This is a genomic window from Pseudomonas sp. 05N433 (assembly GCF_056396925.1).
The window spans coordinates 24,504-44,278 of the sequence record NZ_JBFTML010000019.1 but is presented as its reverse complement, the minus strand read 5'-3'; the positions used below and the strand labels follow the sequence as shown (position 1 = coordinate 44,278).

General features: G+C 61.4%; 13 protein-coding genes and 1 pseudogene. 10 read left to right on the top strand and 4 right to left on the bottom strand.

Translation table 11 applies throughout. From position 1 onward, the window contains the following. Positions 1–259: 259 nt before the first annotated feature. Positions 260–565 (top strand): DUF6388 family protein, encoded by a 306-nt coding sequence (locus tag AC1DIS_RS12775; RefSeq protein ID WP_018929491.1) that lies wholly within the window; start codon positions 260–262, stop codon positions 563–565. A gap of 51 nt (positions 566–616) precedes the next feature. On the opposite strand, the gene nadC is transcribed toward AC1DIS_RS12775, so the two are convergent. Then, on the bottom strand, positions 617–1,465 hold the full coding sequence (gene nadC / locus AC1DIS_RS12770) for a carboxylating nicotinate-nucleotide diphosphorylase (RefSeq protein ID WP_019582448.1): 849 nt from the start codon (positions 1,463–1,465) through the stop codon (positions 617–619). Positions 1,466–1,825: 360 nt separating this feature from the next. On the opposite strand from nadC, the gene AC1DIS_RS12765 reads away from it, so the two are divergent. The 5 genes and pseudogenes from AC1DIS_RS12765 (at position 1,826) to AC1DIS_RS12745 (ending at position 7,734) form a co-directional block, all read left to right on the top strand. After that, positions 1,826–4,033, top strand: a complete 2,208-nt coding sequence (locus tag AC1DIS_RS12765; RefSeq protein ID WP_477744047.1) for a DUF1631 domain-containing protein — start codon at positions 1,826–1,828, stop codon at positions 4,031–4,033. A 64-nt stretch (positions 4,034–4,097) separates the two neighbouring features. Next, entirely contained in the window at positions 4,098–4,673 is a 576-nt protein-coding gene (gene ampD, locus AC1DIS_RS12760; RefSeq protein WP_018929494.1) for a 1,6-anhydro-N-acetylmuramyl-L-alanine amidase AmpD, read from the top strand. Beyond that, positions 4,670–5,506: a regulatory signaling modulator protein AmpE gene (ampE, locus tag AC1DIS_RS12755; RefSeq protein ID WP_086945991.1), complete on the top strand. Its 837-nt coding sequence runs from the start codon at positions 4,670–4,672 to the stop codon at positions 5,504–5,506. The genes ampD and ampE overlap by 4 nt, the downstream gene beginning before the upstream one ends. A gap of 230 nt (positions 5,507–5,736) precedes the next feature. Beyond that, positions 5,737–6,828, top strand: a pseudogene (locus tag AC1DIS_RS12750) (methyl-accepting chemotaxis protein); the annotation flags it as partial. Then, positions 6,805–7,734 carry a methyl-accepting chemotaxis protein gene (locus AC1DIS_RS12745; protein WP_477744072.1) on the top strand — a complete coding sequence of 310 codons (930 nt, stop codon included), beginning with the start codon at positions 6,805–6,807 and terminating at the stop codon, positions 7,732–7,734. The pseudogene AC1DIS_RS12750 and the gene AC1DIS_RS12745, both read left to right, overlap by 24 nt. Positions 7,735–7,769: 35 nt before the next feature. Here AC1DIS_RS12745 and AC1DIS_RS12740 read toward each other — a convergent pair whose 3' ends face one another. Both AC1DIS_RS12740 and cra read right to left on the bottom strand, forming a co-directional pair. After that, positions 7,770–8,546 (bottom strand): TatD family hydrolase, encoded by a 777-nt coding sequence (locus AC1DIS_RS12740; protein ID WP_477744046.1) that lies wholly within the window; start codon positions 8,544–8,546, stop codon positions 7,770–7,772. 3 nt (positions 8,547–8,549) lie between these two features. Next, positions 8,550–9,545, bottom strand: a complete 996-nt coding sequence (cra, locus tag AC1DIS_RS12735) for a catabolite repressor/activator (protein WP_018929498.1) — start codon at positions 9,543–9,545, stop codon at positions 8,550–8,552. A gap of 301 nt (positions 9,546–9,846) precedes the next feature. Between cra and ptsP the strand changes: the two genes are divergently transcribed. From ptsP to AC1DIS_RS12715, 4 genes are all read left to right on the top strand, one after another. Next, complete coding sequence (gene ptsP, locus AC1DIS_RS12730; RefSeq protein ID WP_477780902.1) at positions 9,847–12,714, top strand: phosphoenolpyruvate--protein phosphotransferase; 2,868 nt, start codon at positions 9,847–9,849, stop codon at positions 12,712–12,714. Then, positions 12,714–13,655 carry a 1-phosphofructokinase gene (gene pfkB, locus AC1DIS_RS12725; RefSeq protein WP_018929500.1) on the top strand — a complete coding sequence of 314 codons (942 nt, stop codon included), beginning with the start codon at positions 12,714–12,716 and terminating at the stop codon, positions 13,653–13,655. The genes ptsP and pfkB overlap by 1 nt, the downstream gene beginning before the upstream one ends. 11 nt (positions 13,656–13,666) lie before the next feature. Then, positions 13,667–15,406, top strand: a complete 1,740-nt coding sequence (locus AC1DIS_RS12720; RefSeq protein WP_018929501.1) for a PTS fructose-like transporter subunit IIB — start codon at positions 13,667–13,669, stop codon at positions 15,404–15,406. Positions 15,407–15,568: 162 nt separating this feature from the next. Continuing rightward, on the top strand, positions 15,569–17,110 hold the full coding sequence (locus AC1DIS_RS12715; protein WP_477744045.1) for an alkaline phosphatase D family protein: 1,542 nt from the start codon (positions 15,569–15,571) through the stop codon (positions 17,108–17,110). A 50-nt stretch (positions 17,111–17,160) separates the two neighbouring features. Here AC1DIS_RS12715 and AC1DIS_RS12710 read toward each other — a convergent pair whose 3' ends face one another. Further along, positions 17,161–19,689, bottom strand: coding sequence for a PepSY domain-containing protein (locus AC1DIS_RS12710; protein ID WP_477744044.1), 2,529 nt, complete (start codon positions 19,687–19,689; stop codon positions 17,161–17,163). Positions 19,690–19,775 lie beyond the last annotated feature (86 nt).

Here is a 19,775-nt window from a genome sequence, read left to right as displayed (position 1 = left end):
TTGGGATTTGAATTTATGTTCCCCGAGGTCTCCAGCGTCTCTTGCACACAGCTTTTTGCGGGATAGATGTAAAGAGCCGTGTAAATCGTCGGCAAAACGTCCTATATTCGTTGCCTGCATGAGCATCGCCCAGCAGTTTTCAGATGATCCCGAATGGTTCTGAAGGCCAGACAAACCGGGCTTCAAACGGTTTTTTTGCGTCAGAGAGATCCTTGATGATCCAGATCCATCTTCCATTCCCCAGATCAGCGAGAACGCCATGACCGTTAAAGAATTGACCCAAGAAGCCAGACACGAAGAAGCCCTGAAAAAGTACGTACTGGATGCACCCCAGTTACTGGAAGAGATCAAGGACTTGCCTGCCGACGATCAGAAGGACCAGATCCAGTGGGCGTTCGAGGATGAGGCAGAAGCCCAGGGCTTGCAGCCGTGGGAGCTGACGCTCAAGTACACCTCAACCCCGGAAGAGTTCGAGGCTGCGCGCCTGGCGCTGCACAAGGAAGCGGCCGAGGTATTGGGTGTCGAGTGGGAAGAGTACTGCGAGATGAACAATCTGGTGGTCTGATACAAAAACGCCAGCCTCATCGGGGCTGGCGTTTTTCTTTATGCGAAGAACTCAGAGGCTCAGTCGCATCGACAGATCCACCGCCTTCACATCCTTGGTCATCGCACCAATCGAAATGTAATCCACCCCGGTTTGCGCAATCGGCAGCAACGTACTTTCGTTGATGCCGCCACTGGCCTCCAGTTTTGCCTTGCCGGCATTCAGGCGCACGGCTTCACGCATGTCATCCAGGCTCAGTTCATCGAGCATGATGATGTCGGCCCCCGCCGCCAGGGCTTCTTTGAGCTCCGTCAGGTTCTCCACTTCGATCTCCACCGGTTTGCCCGGAGCGATCTTGTGCGCGGCAGCAATAGCCTCAGGGATGCCACCGCAGGCGGCGATATGGTTTTCCTTGATCAGGAAGGCGTCATACAGGCCGATGCGGTGGTTGTAGCAGCCGCCGCAGGTCACGGCGTATTTCTGGGCCAGACGCAGCCCCGGCAGGGTTTTGCGGGTATCGAGCAACTTCACTTGGGTTTGGGCGACGAAATCCGCCAGGTACTGCGCGCGCGTGGCCACGCCCGAAAGCAGCTGCAGGAAGTTCAGCGCGCTGCGTTCGCCGGTGAGCAGCGAGCGTGCCGGGCCTTCGAGGTGGAACAGCGCCTGATTGGGTTTCACCCGCTCGCCATCGCTCACCTGCCAGTGCACGGCGACCCGCGGATCCAGCTGCCGAAACACGGCATCGACCCATGCAGTGCCGCTGATGACGGCCGCGTCGCGGGTGATGATGGTGGCTTTGGCCAGACGTTCGGCCGGGATCAGTTGCGCGGTGATGTCGCCGCTGCCGATGTCCTCGAGCAACGCACGGCGCACGTTGGCTTCGATTTCGGCGGTCAAATCGGCGAGACGTAGATTCGGCATAACGGGCTCCACAAACAAAGTGGCCCGATTATAGGGCCATGGCGCGAGGCAACCCAAGGCATCAACAACCATCCCGTCGTTCACGAACCTGCATTTGGTCGATTCGCGTGAGCAATTGACTCTAAGCAAGGGTCTTTCATAAACGTCTGTTTCTTTGGGAGCGCAGAGTCTGCTGGCACAAGAGAGGTCTTTTGCAGATAATTCTGCCTTGCATTTGACGTCATAGCTTTGACGTACCTTTGGATTCCCGATTATTGAATGACAGCGGGTGTGCAATGTTCTCCGCTGAACGCCGGCTGTGTGGCCGGCGTGCTCGATCTTTCTTACCGAACCGAAGAATCACCGTTTCAGGAGGCTTGGATGCACAACGACGGGAATGTAGTGCCTTTGCACAAGGCGACTACCGATCAGGCGACTCATTCGCTGCTCGCCCGCCTGCCCGTGATTCTGCTTCAGGTTCGCGACAAAGCTGCCCAACAGCTCAAGCAGGGTTTGCAGGAGCTGTTCGATAACGCCGACGACACCTTGTTCGAAATGGCCGACCGGGCCCGAAACGATGTCGAGCAAAACATTTTCTTCGAAGCCATGCGCGATTTGCGCCTCAAGCGCAAAAGTATCGAGCGCGGTTTTCTCGAGCAGTTCCTCGAGGCTTTCCTCAGACTCACGCAGTGCGACACCTCACAGGCTGCCTTGCCCCGGGCATTGGCTTTCGATACCTCGGCGTCGCTATCCCATGACGACATGGAGCGTAATGTGGCGGTGGAGATCATGGTCGGCAAAGTGCTGAACCGCGATGGCTTCGCCCTCGACCAACTCACCGCCCGACTGAGCACCCTGTTGGGCAAGAAACTGGTCGAACAGCACAACCCCCTGGGGCCGACGCTGCTCTGCGAGTATTTCCTGCAGGCGGGTCGCAACCTGGGGATGGAGATCAAGGTCAAGCTGATCATCCTCAAGCTGTTTGAGCGCTATGTGCTCAGCAACGCCGATCAGCTCTACGCCGAAGCCAATCAATTGCTGATCGCCACCGGTGTGCTGCCGGACCTCAAGCCCGCCCCGGCGCGGCGTGCCACTGATCGAGCGGCTGCCAGTGCTCACGCCGACCCTGTCGAGGCAGGGAGTCGCAGCAGCAATCCACAGATTGACGAGGGGGTGCAGGAAGTTTTCGCCGCCTTGCAGGAGTTGCTGCTCCATGTGCGCGGCAGCGTTGCGCCGACCCTGGAGGTCAGTGCCCAGACCCAGCCCATTTCCACCCGCGACCTGCTGCGACTGCTCTCGCACTTGCAGCAATATGTGCCGGCGCTGGCGGTTCAGGACGACTTCGACCTGCGTAACCAGCTCGAACTGCTGCTGACCCGGGTCAGCGTCAAAAGTGGCAGGTCGCGGGTGGTCGGGGTGGCTGATGAAGACGTGATCAACCTGATCGCCATGCTCTTCGAATGCATTCTCGATGACCGCAACCTGCCGGACTCCCTCAAGGCGCTGATTGGCCGCTTGCAGATTCCGATGCTGAAAGTCGCAGTGCTCGACAAGAGTTTTTTCAGCCGCAGCAGCCATCCCGCCCGGCGCTTGCTCAACGAAATCGCCGCGGCGGCCATGGGCTGGGGCGAGTGCGATGACCATCAGCGCGACAGTCTGTACCTGCGCATTGAGCAGGTGGTGCAGCGCTTGTTGAACGACTTTGTCGATGACCCGGCGATCTTTTCCGAACTGCTGGCGGATTTCCTCGCCTTCACCCATGACGAGCGTCGTCGCAGTGAATTGCTGGAGCAGCGCACCCGAGACGCCGAAGAAGGACGCGCCAGGACCGAACTGGCCCGTCAGCGCGTCGAGCAGGTGTTGAATCAGGTGTTGGTGGGCAAGGTTTTGCCGCACAGCGTGGTGGTGTTTGTTCAGGAGGCCTGGAGCAAAGTGCTGTTGCTGACCGGCCTCAAGCACGGTGATCAGTCCGCCGAATGGCACGCCGATGTGCAGACCATGGAGCAGTTGATCTGGAGCGTGCAGCGCCATGACGAACCCGATGCGAGCCTGCGCTTGTTGGCGCTGGTGCCAGGGTTGCTCAAGTCATTGCGCGATGGGCTGAACAGCTCGGCATTCGACCCGTTTGCTACCAGCGAGTTTTTCAGCGAGCTGGAAGCCCTGCACGTTCAACTGTTTGAACGTCCGAGCCTGAACAGCACGCCTGTCGAGGGGCCGATAATGGTCGAAGTGCAGGAGGAAATCGTGCTTCGCACTGCTGACGAAGGCCCGGTCGAAACGGCCTCGGTGCGTTTGCCGGAGGATGATGCCGCGCTACTGCAAGTCGATCAACTGCGCCCGGGGGGCTGGGTCGAGTTTCAGGAAGACGAGGAAAACACCCTGCGTTGTAAATTGACGGCAATCATTGAATCCACCGGCAAGTACATCTTTGTCGACCGTACCGGAATGAAAGTGCTGGAGCGCAACCGTACCGGCCTGGCCCTGGAGTTTCGGCGTGGCGCGGTGCGCACGCTGGACGACACCTTGCTGTTCGATCGGGCGCTGGAATCGGTGCTGGGCAACCTGCGGCGTCTCAATCGCGGCAAGTGATCGCGCGCCGAGGGTCTATCGCGGCATACTGGGCGCCAACACAGTCGTCGTTGAAGGAGCCTGTATGCAGTTGGACCCCGCGAGTGGTTGGTGTCAGGGTGTGCGTTTATGCCCTTCGCCCAACTTCAATGCGCGCCCCGAGGGCGAGATTTCCCTGCTGGTGATCCACAACATCAGTCTGCCGCCCGCGCAGTTTCTGACCGGCAAGGTGCAGGAATTTTTCCAGAATCGTCTGGATGTCACGGAACATCCCTACTTTGCAGGGATCGCCGACCTGCGGGTGTCTGCGCACTTTCTGATTGAACGTGACGGCACCGTCACTCAGTTTGTCTCTTGTCTTGAGCGCGCCTGGCACGCCGGCGTTTCGTGTTTTGAGGGACGGGAAACCTGTAACGATTTTTCCGTGGGCATCGAGCTTGAAGGCACGGATGATCTACCGTTTACCGATGCGCAGTATCAGGCGTTGACGACTCTGACCCGACAGCTGCAAAGCGCCTTCACGGGCATCACCGCGCAACGTATCTGTGGGCATAGCGACATTGCACCCGGGCGCAAGACTGATCCGGGACCGGCGTTTGACTGGGCGCGCTATCGTGCGGACCTGGCAAAAGCCGCTCAGGAAGAAGAGGAGCAACAATGAGTTTTCTGGTGCTGCTGTTAGCGGTCTGGATCGAGAAATTCTCGGCCCTGCGCCATCGGGTTCAACGTGATGCGGGTTGGGTGCGTGAGCTGAACAAGCTTGAAGTGAGCCCACGCATGACCAACCGTCCGTGGCTGATACTGGTGGTGCTGGTGTTGTTGCCGGTGGCGCTGCTGGGGTTGCTGTTGGTGGTGCTGGACCCGGTGGCCTATGGCTTGCTGGCGTTGCCCGTGCACCTGTTGGTGGTGATTTACAGTCTGGGGCGTGGCGATCTGCTGGCCGGCCTGGGGCCCTTTCGCGATGCCTGGCGCCGGGAAGACCTGCAGGCTGCCGCCCATGTGGCCAAACGCGACCTGGATATCTGCGCCGACAGTGGCGAGCAACTGCTGGAGCGGGTGCAGGGGCATTTATTGTGGGAGGCCTATCAGAGCTTTTTCGCGGTGATCTTCTGGTACTTCCTGTTGGGCCCGGTCGCGGCCCTGAGCTATCGATTGCTGGCGCTGGCCGAAGAGCATGGGCAGAACCCGGCTGTGGTCGAGCGCGCGACACAACTGCGCCACGCGTTCGATTGGGTGCCGGTGCGGTTGCTGGCGGCGAGCTTCGCGCTGGTCGGCAACTTTGTCGCGGTCAGCCGGGTGATGCTGCATGAACTGCTGAATTGGAACATCAGCGCCGCCCAACTGATCGAGAAGGTCGGGCTGGTGGCCGGTGAAATTCCGGCGCCGGTGGTCGGCCCGGACGGCATCAACAGCCTGGACCGGATCTGGGAACTGCTGCTGCGCGCGGCAGTGCTTTGGTATGCCGGTTTTGCGTTGTGGACTGTTTTGTCCTGACTCCAATCTACGGACGCTTTTGTGGCGAGGGGGCTCGCCACAGGGGCTCATCCGCTCCAACAACGGCGACCTGTCGTTAACCTTAAGTTACAAAACCTCCCTCCGATTTAGGCTATACAGAGGCAGCGCCAATAGTGGCTATCTGCTGTCTCTGCGCGCCTGCCAATAAAAATAAGAAATCAAAGGGAGACTTCACAGTGAAGAGCTTGCTCTATCCCGCCGTCGCGCTGATGAACCGCCTGAGCTTCGGCATGAAGTTCAGCCTGATCAGCGCGCTGTTCCTCGTACCGATGCTGGTGACCAACTTCTATCTGGTGCGCGACTCCTATCGCGAATTCCAGGGCACCCGGATCGAGTTGCAGAGCCTCGACCTGTTGGGCAGCGGCCTGAGCCTGCGTCGGGACCTGGAGACCCTGAACAACCTGGTACAGATCAACGTCACTCTGGGCCAGTCCGGCAAGGCCAATCATGTCGAATCGACGATAAGTGCCCTGGAGCAAAGCGTCCTGAGCCGTTTGCAGGGGCTGGCGGCGATGACCACTGACCCGGAGCAAATCACGTTTTTCGATGGTAAACGCGATGAAATGATCGCCGCGTTCAAGGTCCAGCAAGCGGAAAACTCCCTGCAAAGCAAAAGTGCGCTGATCGGCAAGTTGCTCGGCAGCGCGCAGATTTTCAGCCAGATCATCGCCAGTCAGGCCGGCCTGAGCCGCGACAGCCAGAGCGACATGCGTCAGCTGAGTGAACTCATTACCAACGTCACGCCGGCCGTCACCCAGACACTCGGCGAGGGCCGAGCGATGGGGTCCTACTCGCTGGGGCAGGGTTTTCTCAATTCGGCCTCGAGTACCCGATTTGATGAGTTGCTGGCGCAGATCGAGAAACTTCAGGCCGAATACGGCCTGAAGTTGAAGGACGCTCTGGGCTCCAGTAAAGCCGCGCACGAAACCCTGGCGGCTCAGGCAGAAAGCAGCAAGGCCTCCCTGAAAAAGGCCAGTGAACTGTTCGAAGAACAGGTGGTGATGGCCGACACCCTCGATGCGCCGTGGCAGGCCTTTTTCGATCAGGTCACGGGCCTGATGGACCAGACCTATCAACTCAACGAAGCCACCCTGAAGTTTCTCGGCACCCAGTTGCAGCAGCGGCTGGAGCAGCACCGTACCCACATGGTGTTGCAGGCGGTGGCGCTGGCGCTGGTGTTTGTGTTGATTTTTTACCTCTATGGCGGGTTCTACGCTTCGACTCGCACCACCCTCAAGCGTCTGGGCGCAGTGATGGACAAGGTGGCGGCCGGTGACATGACCGTGACCTTCAGCGCCAACAGCTGCGACGAGCTGGGCGAGTTGGGTGAGGTGTTCACCGGTACCGTGAAGAAAATCCATGACCTGATCGAGCGAGTGGGGCAGACCGTCAGCGAGGTCGAGCGCCAGGCCGGGCARGTCGAAAGCGTGTCCGCCCAGAGCAACCAGGCGGTAGCGGGGCAGCGTACACAGATCGAACAGGTCGCCACCGCGATGAACCAGATGTCGGCCACTTCCCAGGAGGTGGCGCGCAGTGCCTCTGCGGCCGTCAGCAGTGCCCACAGCGTCAATGACGAGACCGTCAGCGGTCGCGGATTGGTGGAGTCCCAGCAGGGCAGCATCGCTGCACTGGCCAGCGAAATCGATCAGTCGGTGCGGGTGATCAATCAACTGGCCAGCGACAGTCAGTCCATCAGTCGTGTGCTGGAGGTGATCAAAAGCATTGCCGAACAGACCAACCTGCTGGCCCTCAACGCCGCCATTGAAGCCGCCCGCGCGGGCGAGCAGGGCCGGGGTTTTGCGGTGGTGGCGGATGAGGTGCGGACCCTGGCCAAGCGCACCCAGCAATCGACCGAAGAAATCGAGCAGATGATCACCAAGTTGCACAGCGGTGTCGGTGCGGCGGTCAAGGCAATGGGCACCAGCCATCAGATGGCCAATGGCACCGTCGGGCAGTCGGAAAAGGTTCAGCAGGCGCTGGAAAACATCCTCGGCGCCGTCGGCATGATCGTCGACCAGAACCAGCAGATTGCCGCTGCGGTAGAGCAGCAGACCGCTGTGGCCCACGACATCGACCAGAACATCGTCGAGATCAACCGCGCCGGCGAGCGCACCGCCGAAGGCGCGCACCAGACCGAGAATGCGAGCCGAGCGCTGTCGGCGCAGGTGGTGGAGCTCAAGCAGTTGATCAGTGCGTTCCGGGTTTGATGCCACGAAGCAGATCAAATGTGGGAATCAACGGATTACCAGTTGAACAGCTCACAGGCGTTGGCCGTGCTGGCGGCGGCCAGTTGTTCGGGGCTGATCGTCATGAGGGTGGCAAGTGCCTCACAGATCTCCGGCAAATGGGCCGGGCTGTTGCGTTGGCCGGGGAACATGGCGGGGGCCATGTCCGGTGAGTCGGTTTCCAGTACCACCGATTCAAGGGGCAAACCGGCAATCACCCGGTGCATGCGCAAGGCTTGTGGCCAGGTCGCRGCGCCGCCGAGGCCGAGTTTGAAACCGAGCTTGATGTATTCGCGAGCCTCTTCCTGGCTGCCGGCGAAGGCATGAATGATCCCCGCCCGTTTCAAGCGAAACCGTTTGAGTGTGGCGATCACCGCTGCGTGGCTGCGTCGCACATGAATCAATGCTGGAAGATTGAAGTCCGCCGCCAGTTGCAGTTGGGCGTCGAACAGCGATTGCTGACGTTCACGATCCAGAGTTTCGATGAAGTAATCCAGACCGATCTCGCCCACCGCGCATAGCTGGCGATGGCCCGCTAACCGCGTCAGCCAGTCACCGAGTTCGGTCAAATCTTCAGGGCGATGGTCATCCAGATACACCGGGTGCAAACCAAACGCCGCGTGCAGATCGGGATCGCTTTGCACCAGCTCCCAGACCCGCTGCCAATTGGCCTGATACACCCCCAGCACCACCATCCGCCGCACGCCGAGGGCGCGGCTCTCGGCCAGCAGCGCCTGACGATCCGGGTCGAAGTCCGGAAAGTCCAGGTGAGTGTGGGTGTCGATCAGTTCCACGGTTCAGTCCTGAAGAATACGCTGCTTGAACGTCCGCGCGATGGCCTGCACGCCGGGCTGGTAATCGGCCTGTTCGATGGCGGTCACTGCCAGTTCCAGGGCTTTGTCGGCGATCAGTTGATGCTGCTGGGCCATGGCGTTGACCGGCAGCGGCAGGAAGTCCAGCAACTGCGTATCACCAAAGGTGCCCAGGCGCAGCGGGCGGCTTTTCAGCGGGAAATCGTGCAAGGCATCGAACACGCCCTGAAGCAGCACGTAGGAGGTGGTCACCAGCGCATCCGGCAAATGGCCCAGGCGTTGGATCAATTCTTCCATCAGTTGTTTGCCGCACTCACGGCTGAACGACTCGCCGTGCTCGATCAGCGCCTCGCCTTTGAAACCGTTCAGCGCTTCCTTGAAGCCCGCTGCCCGCTCCTGGCTGATACTCAATTCAGGGCGTGCGCCGAGCAGCGCGATCTGTTTTGGCAGCGGGGTCAGCAGGCTGCGGGTCAGGTGCAGGCTGGCTTCGCGATCATCGCTGATCACCGAGCAGAAATGCTCGGGCTCCATCACCCGGTCGATGGCGATGATCGGAATGCCTTTGGCCTGCAACTGGCGATAACTGTCGTCACCGGCCGGCAGGCAACTGGCGACGATCAGCGCATCGCAGCGGCGGGCACGGAACAGTTGCAGCAATTGCCGTTCGCTGTCCGGCGCATCGTCGGAGCTGGCGATCAGCAGCTGATAGCCGCGCGCCCGGGCGCCTTGTTCCAGCAGTTTGGCGATTCGCGCGTAACTGGGGTTTTCCAGGTCCGGCAGAATGAAGCCCAGGGTGCGGGTGTGCCGACTGCGCAGCCCGGCGGCCTGCGGGTTGGGCGTGAAGCCATGTTGTTCGACCACTGCCCGCACGCGCTCGACAGTGGCGCTGCTGATGCGTTGCTGTTCGGCCTTGCCATTGATGACGTAACTGGCGGTGGTCACGGAGACACCAGCCAATTGTGCAATATCACTGAGTTTCAACCCGGTATTCCTTGTTTTTAGAGCGTGCCCCGACATTTTCGCCAATCCTACCCGATTGAGGCAGGCGACCATTGTCGCAGCACATCCGATAATTGGACTTCAAGGATGAGACATTATCGAGTAACGTGCCTAAGATTCTAGATTAAACGTTTCAGCAGGCGTATTTTCTACGTTATAGGTCGCTTTGGCCGGTTCTGCCGCGAAACCGCCAAAACTGCGTCTGAAAAGGTGTTCTCAAAACGCCTAAGCTGAATCAATCAAAACAATACCTGGCGTCACACGGCGCCAAAAAGGAGAAAGCATGCTCGAGCTCACCATAGAGCAGATATCCATGGGCCAGTCGGCTGTGGATAAAGCCACCGCCTTGCAATTGCTCGCTGACCGACTCGTGACCGATGGCCTGGTGGCCGACGGTTACCTCGCAGGCTTGCAGGCCCGGGAAGCCCAGGGCTCGACCTTTCTCGGCCAAGGTATTGCCATCCCCCATGGCACTCCCGAAACCCGCGATCAGGTATTCGCCACTGGCGTGCGGCTGATGCAGTTTCCTGACGGAGTGGACTGGGGCAATGGCCAGATCGTTTATCTGGCCATCGGTATCGCCGCCAAATCCGATGAACACCTGCGCCTGCTGCAACTGCTGACCCGTGCCCTCGGTGAAACCGACCTGGGCCAGGCCCTGCGTCGCGCCAGTTCCGCCGAAGCCTTGTTGAAATTGCTGCAAGGCGCGCCACAAGAGCTGGCACTGGACGCACAGATGATCGGCCTCGGTGTGTCCGCCGATGACTTCGAAGAGCTGGTTTGGCGCGGTGCCCGTTTGCTGCGTCAGGCCGATTGCGTGAGCAACGGTTTTGCCGGCGTCTTGCAGCAGGTCGAAGCGCTGCCGCTGGGCGATGGCCTGTGGTGGCTGCACAGCGAACAAACGGTGAAGCGTCCCGGCCTGGCGTTCGTTACCCCGGACAAACCCATCCGCTACCTCGGTCAGCCGCTGAGCGGGCTGTTCTGCCTGGCCAGCCTCGGTGAAGCCCATCAGGCGCTGCTCGAACGTCTTTGCGCGTTGCTGATTGAAGGTCGCGGCCATGAATTGGGCCGTGCCACCAGTAGCCGCGCGGTGCTGGAGGTCCTTGGCGGTGAAGTGCCGGCGGACTGGCCGAGCGCACGCATTGCCCTGGCCAACGCCCACGGTTTGCATGCGCGCCCGGCGAAGATCCTCGCGCAACTGGCGAAAAGTTTTGAAGGCGAGATCCGTATACGCATCGTCGATGGTCACGACAGCGCGGTGTCGGTGAAGAGTTTGAGCAAACTGCTCAGCCTTGGCGCCCGTCGCGGTCAGGTGCTGGAACTCATCGCCGAACCGGTCATCGCCGCCGACGCCTTGCCGGCCTTGCTGGCGGCCATCGAAGAAGGCCTCGGTGAAGAAGTCGAGCCGCTGCCCGTGGTAAGCCAGCAGCGCGAAGTGCTCGTGGAGGTGGAGGTCGCCGAAACACTGCTCGCGCCAGCGTCCGGCAGCCTGATTCAGGCGATTGCCGCGGCACCGGGGATCGCCATCGGCCCGGCGCATATTCAAGTGCTGCAAGTCATCGATTACCCGCTGCGCGGTGAGTCCGCGGCCATCGAGCGCGAGCGTCTCAAGCAAGCGCTGGCCGATGTGCGTCGTGACATCGAAGGCCTGATCGAGCGCAGCAAGGCCAAAGCGATTCGCGAGATTTTCATCACCCATCAGGAAATGCTCGACGATCCGGAATTGACCGACGAAGTCGAAACCCGCCTCAAGCAAGGTGAAAGCGCCGAAGCGGCGTGGATGACGGTGATCGAAGCCGCCGCCAAACAACAGGAAGCGCTGCAGGACGCGTTGCTCGCCGAACGTGCCGCCGACTTGCGCGACATTGGCCGTCGGGTGCTGGCGCATTTGTGTGGCGTCGAAACGCCTGCGGAGCCTGCGCAACCGTACATTCTGGTGATGGACGAAGTCGGCCCGTCGGATGTGGCGCGTCTTGATCCGACGCGCGTCGCCGGCATTCTCACCGCTCGCGGTGGTGCCACGGCCCACAGTGCGATTGTCGCCCGGGCCCTGGGTATTCCGGCACTGGTGGGCGCCGGCGCCGCCGTGTTGCTGCTGAAACCGGGCACGCCGCTGTTGATCGATGGCCAACGCGGCCGCCTGCACGTGGACGCCGATGCCGCGACCTTGCAGCGCGCCACCGAAGAGCGCGACACCCGCGAACTGCGCCTCAAAGCCGCCGCCGAACAACGCCATCAACCGGCGCTGACCACCGACGGCCACCCCGTGGAAGTGTTCGCCAATATCGGTGAAAGCGCTGGCGTCACCAGCGCGGTGGAGCAGGGCGCCGAAGGCATTGGCCTGTTGCGCACCGAACTGATTTTCATGGCTCATTCACAAGCACCGGACGAGGCCACCCAGGAAGTCGAATACCGTCGTGTACTCGATGGCCTGGCCGGGCGACCGCTGGTGGTGCGCACCCTCGACGTCGGTGGCGACAAACCGCTGCCGTACTGGCCGATCGCCAAAGAAGAGAACCCGTTCCTCGGTGTGCGTGGCATTCGCCTGACCCTGCAACGTCCGCAGGTCATGGAAGCGCAATTGCGCGCCTTGCTGCGTGCGGCGGATAACCGTCCCTTGCGGATCATGTTCCCGATGGTCGGCAGCGTCGATGAGTGGCGCCAGGCTCGGGACATRACCGAACGTCTGCGTCTGGAAATCCCGGTCGCCGATCTGCAACTGGGGATCATGATCGAAGTGCCGTCGGCCGCCTTGCTGGCGCCGGTCTTGGCCAAGGAAGTGGACTTCTTCAGCGTCGGCACCAACGACCTGACCCAGTACACCCTGGCCATCGACCGTGGTCACCCGACTTTGTCGGCCCAGGCTGACGGCTTGCACCCGGCGGTGCTGCAACTGATCGACATCACCGTGCGTGCGGCTCATGCTCATGGCAAGTGGGTCGGCGTGTGCGGTGAACTGGCGGCCGATCCGCTGGCGGTGCCGGTGCTGGTGGGCCTGGGTGTGGATGAGTTGAGCGTGTCGGGCCGCAGCATTGCCGAGGTCAAGGCGCGCATTCGCGAACTCAGCCTGACCCAGACTCAAACCCTTGCCCAACAGGCCCTGGCCGTGGGCAGCGCGAACGAAGTCCGCGCATTAGTGGAGGCGCTGTAATGGCCAAGATCTTAACCCTGACCCTCAACCCGGCGCTGGACCTTACCGTTCAATTGCCGATGCTTGTGCCCGGTCAGGTCAATCGCAGCGACGAAATGCACACCCACGCCGCCGGCAAAGGGGTGAACGTGGCGCAGGTGCTGGCCGACCTCGGGCATCAGCTGACTGTCAGCGGGTTTCTCGGGGAAGATAACCTTCAGGCGTTCGAAACCCTGTTCGCCAAACGCGGCTTCACCGACGCGTTTATCCGCGTCCCCGGCGAGACCCGCAGCAATATCAAACTGGCGGAAAACGATGGGCGCATCACCGATATCAACGGCCCGGGGCCGCGGGTCAGTGAAGCGGCGCAGCAGGCTTTGCTTGATCGGCTCGACCAGATTGCACCAGGGCATGACGCCGTCGTGGTGGCCGGCAGTTTGCCCCGTGGCGTGAGTGCTCAATGGTTGCGGGAGTTGATCCTGCGCTTGAAAAAACGCGGCTTGAACGTTGCGCTCGACACCAGCGGTGAAGCCTTGCGCGCCGGCCTGTCGGCTGGCCCGTGGCTGATCAAGCCCAACACTGAAGAGCTGGCTGAAGCACTGGATTGCGAAGTGGTTTCCGTGGGCGCCCAAGCCGAGGCCGCAAGCCGTTTGCACGCTCATGGCATCGAGCACGTGGTGATTTCCCACGGTGCCGACGGGGTGAACTGGTTCAGTGTCGGCTCGGCGATGCATGCCACACCGCCCAAGGTCAGCGTGGTCAGCACCGTCGGTGCGGGGGATTCGCTGCTGGCGGGCATGCTGCACGGTTTGCTCAGTGCCGATACGCCTGAACAGACCTTGCGCACCGCCACTGCGATTGCAGCCATGGCCGTCACCCAGATCGGTTTTGGCATCGGCGACGCCGCGCAACTGGCGCAGCTCGAACAGGGCGTGCGCGTGCGCCCCCTGACAGAACAATAAGAGGGTTTGCAATGAAATTAGCCATTGTTACGGCCTGCCCGAACGGCATGGTCACCAGTGTGCTGTGTGCTCGTCTGCTCGATGCAGCGGCCCAGCGTCAGGGCTGGAGCACCAGTGTCGAAGTCGTGGATGCAGCCCATCCGGAACGTCAATTGTCGGCGGCGATCATCGAGGCCGCCGAGTGGGTGTTGCTGGTCACCAGCGCGCCGGTGGATATGTCGCGGTTTATCGGCAAACGGGTGTTCCAGAGCACCCCGGCCCAGGCTCTGCAAGATGTCGAAGCGGTGCTGCGCCGTGGGGTAGAGGAAGCCGAGGTTTACGTCGCGCCCGCAGCCACCGCTGAACCTGCCGCGGTTGCTAAACAGGCGCCACGCCTGGTGGCCGTCACCGCGTGCCCGACCGGTGTCGCCCACACCTTCATGGCCGCCGAAGCCTTGCAGCAAGCGGCCAAGCGTCTGGGTTACGACCTGCAAGTGGAAACCCAGGGCTCGGTCGGCGCACGCAATCCGCTTAGTGCAGAGGCGATTGCCAATGCCGACGTGGTGCTGCTGGCGGCAGACATCGAAGTTGCCACCGAGCGTTTCGCCGGCAAGAAAATCTACCGCTGCGGCACAGGCATCGCCCTGAAACAGGCCGAAGCGACGCTGAACAAAGCCCTGGCCGAAGGCAAGCAGGAAAGCGCTGCGACCGGCGCCAAAGGCCCGGCCAAGCAAGAGAAGACCGGTATCTACAAACACCTGCTGACCGGTGTCTCGTACATGTTGCCGATGGTGGTGGCGGGCGGTCTGATGATTGCCTTGTCCTTCGTGTTCGGCATCACCGCGTTCAAGGAGCAAGGCACGCTCGCGGCGGCGCTGATGCAGATCGGCGGCGAGAGCGCGTTCAAACTGATGGTGCCGCTGCTGGCGGGTTATATCGCCTACTCGATCGCTGACCGTCCGGGCCTGGCGCCGGGGATGATCGGTGGTTTGCTGGCGAGCACGCTCGGTGCCGGTTTCATCGGCGGGATCATTGCTGGTTTTATCGCCGGCTATGCGGCCCAGGCGATCAACCGTTATGCGCGCTTGCCGCAAAGTCTTGAGGCGCTGAAGCCGATCCTGATCATTCCGTTGCTGGCGAGCCTGTTTACCGGTCTGGTGATGATCTACGTGGTTGGCAAACCGGTGGCCGGGATGCTTGCGGGGCTTACCCATTTCCTCGACAGCATGGGCACCACCAACGCAATTCTGCTCGGTGTGCTGCTGGGCGGCATGATGTGCGTCGACCTTGGTGGGCCGATCAACAAGGCGGCTTACGCGTTTTCGGTGGGGCTGCTGGCATCGCAGAGTTATGCACCGATGGCCGCGACCATGGCCGCCGGCATGGTGCCGCCGATTGGCCTGGGCATCGCCACGTTGATTGCCCGGCGCAAGTTCGCCCAGACGGAACGCGAGGCCGGTAAAGCGGCGCTGGTGCTGGGGCTGTGCTTTATCTCCGAAGGGGCGATTCCGTTCGCGGCCAAAGACCCGCTGCGGGTGATTCCGGCGAGCATCGCCGGCGGTGCGCTGACCGGCGCGTTGTCGATGTACTTCGGCTGCAAACTCATGGCGCCGCACGGTGGATTGTTTGTGATGCTGATTCCGAATGCGATCAACCATGCGCTGTTGTATCTGCTGGCGATCGTGGCCGGGAGTCTGCTGACGGCGGTGGTGTATTCGGTGCTCAAGCGACCGGAAACAGTGGAACTGGCGCTGGAGCCGGCTAACGCTTAACAGCCAAAGATCGCAGCCTTTGGCAGCTCCCGGCCAGAACAGTGTTCGACCGCGATATGGCGGCGTACATCGAGCCTGGAGCTGCTGGAGGGTGCGATCTTTTTTGTGTCATACCTGATTCATGCGGCCATGCTTTAGTTTTCCTTTTTCAGGGAGAGCACCATGAGCGAATTCGACCTCGGCCGCCGTCGTGTCATACAAGCTGTCGGAGCCGGGCTGTTGCTGCCCGGCCTGGCGCCGGCGGTGATTGCATCGGTCAAGGATCGGCCGCAACTCACCGATGGTGTGCAGTCCGGCGACCTGTTGGGCGACCGGGCGATGATCTGGAGCCGTAGCGATCGTGCGGCGCGGATGGTGGTGGAATGGGACACGCGCAGCCTGTTCAGCAACCCTCGTCGATTCGTCTCGCCATTGGCCGATGCCGGCACCGATTTCACCGCTCGGGTCGAACTCACCGGCCTGCCTGCCGATCAGGCAATTTTCTACCGCGTGACGTTCGAAGACGCTCAGAGCGGTGTCGCCAGCGAACCGTGGTTCGGCCATCTGCGCAGTGTGCCCAGCGCTCGGCGGAATATTCGTTTCGTCTGGAGTGGCGACACGGTTGGCCAAGGCTTCGGCATCAACCCGGACATCGGCGGTATGCGCATCTACGAAGCCATGCGTCTGCGCCTGCCGGATTTTTTTATCCACAGCGGCGACACCATCTACGCTGATGGCCCGGTGCCGGCGCAACTGACCACCGAAAGCGGCCGGGTGTGGCGCAACGTCACCAGCGAAGCCAAGAGCAAAGTCGCCGAAACCCTCGACGAGTATCGCGGCAATTACCGCTACAACCTGATGGACGAAAACGTCCGTCGTTTCAACGCCGAAGTGCCGCAGATCTGGCAGTGGGACGACCACGAAGTGGTGAACAACTGGTCGCCGGGCAAGCAACTGGATGATCGCTACAAGAGCAAAGATATCCACAGCCTGGTGGGCCGCGCACGGCAGGCCTGGCTGGAATATGCGCCGATGCGTTTGCAGAGCGCCGACGGTGGCGGGCGGATTTATCGCAAGCTGAGTTATGGGCCGATGCTCGATGTGTTCGTGCTCGACATGCGCAGCTACCGGGGTGCCAATGACGACAACCTTGGTGCCGCCAAACCGTTCCTCGGTCGAGAGCAATTGGATTGGCTCAAACGTGAATTGAAAGGCTCCCAGGCTCAATGGAAAGTCATCGCCGCCGACATGCCTATCGGCCTCGGCGTCCCGGACGGCGAAGTCAGCCCCGGTGTGGCGCGTTGGGAGGCGGTGGCCAACGGTGATCCGGGCCCGGCTCAGGGCCGTGAACTGGAGATCGCTGAATTACTGGGCTTTCTGCGGGCGCAGCAGGTGCGCAATTTCGTTTGGCTGACGGCGGATGTGCATTACTGTGCGGCGCACCATTACCATCCTGATCGCGCGGCGTTCCAGGACTTCGAGCCGTTCTGGGAATTTGTCGCGGGGCCGCTGAATGCGGGCAGTTTCGGGCCGAATGCGCTGGATAAAACCTTCGGCCCCGAGGTGGTATTCCAGAAGGCTCCCGCAGCGCAGAACACCTCGCCGTTTGCCGGGTTTCAGTTTTTTGGCGAGGTGAACATCGATGGGCAGTCGGGGGAGTTGAGTGTCGTGCTGCGGGATCTGGATGGGGTGGGGGTGTTCGAGCGTAAGTTGCAGCCGGTTTGAGGGCAGCATGATTGTTCCCACGCTTTGCGTGGGAACAATCATCAACGGTGTCAGTAAACGTCGCGGCGGTAGCGGCCCTGTTCGATCAGGCGCTCGACTTCATCCGCACCCAGCACGTCGTTAAGCACTTGGTCCACCCCTGACGCCATCCCCTGCAAACTGCCGCAGATGTAAATCACGGCGCCATCGGCCAGCCATTTCTTCAGCTCGCCGGCAGACTCGCGCAGGCGATCCTGCACATAGATTTTCTCGGCCTGATCGCGGGAAAACGCCAGGTCCAGACGCGCCAGATCACCGTTGATCAACCACTCTTCCAGCTCCGCACGGCACAGGTAATCGTGTTCCCGATTGCGCTCGCCAAACAGCAGCCAGTGGTGCTGTTGCCCGTCGGCAATCCGTGCCTTGAGCAAACTGCGCAACCCGGCCAGGCCGGTGCCGTTGCCCAGCAGGATCATCGGCACCGGTTCGTTCGGCATATGGAAACCACTGTTGCGCCGCACCCGCAGGTTGACGTGGCTGCCCACAGGCACGTGTTCGGTCAACCAGCCGGAGCCGATGCCCAGGCTGCCGTCTGGGTGCCGCTCCTGACGCAGGATCAATTCCAGCACGCCGTCGGCGGCGATCGAGGCGATGGAGTATTCACGCAGGGCCAGTGGCACCAACGCATTCACCAGCGCTTGCGCGTGCAGGCCGACCAGATGAGCGCGGTTCTCGGGCAGTTGGCGGCTGGCCAGGGCTTGTTCCAGAGGCTGCGACAGGCCATCGAGTTCAACCGTGGCCCGACCGTCAATTCCCAGGCCCTCGAGGAAATGCTCGATCGCCCACGCACCATTGCGCGGCAGCACTTCCACCAGATCACCGGCCAGCCAACTGCTGGTGCTGGGAGCGGTGAGGCCGAGCAAGTACACGGGAGCACCGCTGCTGTCCGGGTTCATCAATTCGCGGCGGGTCAGGGTCCAGTTGTCGTAGCTGGGCGCTTGCCAGGTGTCGACCGGTGCCTGACCCGTCAGCAGACCGAGTTGCTGTTGCCAGTGACGCAGGGCGTAAGGGTCGCCACCGTCGACTTCAACCGGGGCGAACAAGGTCTTGCCGCCGTGCTCGCCCAGCCAGGTGTGCAAGCGACGGGCGAAGCCGCAGAAGTGTTGATACTGGCGGTCACCGAGGCCGAGCACGGCATAGTTCAGGCGTTTAAGACTCGGTGCACGCCCCAGCACTTTACGTTCGAAACCGCGGGCGCTGTCCGGCGCTTCGCCGTCGCCGAAGGTGCTGACCACAAACAGCGCGTTGCTGGAATCTCGCAGGTCCTGTTCGCTGACATCGGCCAACGGTTGAACTTTCACCGGTAATCCGGCGGCCTGCAATTGCCCGGCAGTCTGCCAGGCGAGCTGCTCGGCAAACCCGCTCTGGCTGGCGAAGCCGATCAGCCATGCCGGTGCGTCGCTACCCGGTTGCTCAAGGCCTTTACGGGCATCCTTGATCTGACGTTTCTTGCGTCGGCGGTCCAGGTACAGCAACCAGCCCGTGACGAAAAACAGCGGCATGCTCAGCGCGGTGATGGTCAGGATGATCCGCCCGACCAGCCCGAAATAACTGCCGACGTGCAGTGCATAAATACTGGTCAGCAACTGCGCCTTGAGGCTCTTGTCGCTGTAGCGGTCATGACGGCTGACGGCGCCGGTCACCGGATCGAGGGTGATCTGGTTCCGTGCCTGGTCGTGGGGTGAATCCTTCAGCAGGTAGAACACGGTTGCCGGTTGCCCGGCCACTGGCGGCATCCGAACGTTGTAGGACGAAAGACCAGGGCCGGCGGCGCTGTAGATGCTGCTCCACATCGCGGCGTAATCGGCGGTGGGGGCCGGGCCGCTTGGCGCAGGGCCGCGACCACTGCGAACCCGCTCGTTTTGCGGCGAGTCGGACAGCAGCCTGGTCAGCCCTTTGTTGTACCACTCGTACGACCAGGACAACCCGGTCAGTGCCGCCAAAAGGTAGAACACCAGGCACCAGGTACCGGCCACCGAGTGCAGGTCCCAATTGAAGCTGCGACCCTTTTTCTTCCAGTCCAGCGTCAGCCAGGCGCGCCAGCTTTTCCACTGGCGCGGCCAGCGCAGGTACAGGCCGGACAGGCAGAAGAACACCAGAATCAGCGTGCAGGCGCCGGTGATCTGCCGGCCGGTATCACCCATGGCGAGGAAGCGGTGCAGTTGCAGCATCAGGCCGAAGAAGTCCTGGCCGGTGACGTCGCCCATGAACTCGGCGGTGTACGGGTCGAAATAACGCATCTGCCCGCGACGTTCGCCGGGCGGCGCCGTGAAGATCACCCGCGCAGCATTGCCGCTGTCGGTCTCGACCCAGAGCATAGAGACGATCTTGCCCGAAGCGCTTTCGATTTTCTCCACCAGTTCGGCCGGTGGCAGCACGCCGGCGATCTGCTTCTCGACGTGCAGCACGGAGGGGTTCAGCGTTCGCAGGATTTCATCCTGAAACGATACTGCCGCCCCGGTAATGCCCATCAGGGCCAGGACCAGTCCGGCGCTGATGCCGAAAAACCAGTGCAACTGGAACAGGGATTTCTTCAACACGTCACTCGCCTTGTTCGTTCAAAAGTCATCATCACGGCGCGCATTATGCCGTGAGTTGTCGAGAAGCATTCTTTTTTACACGTAAA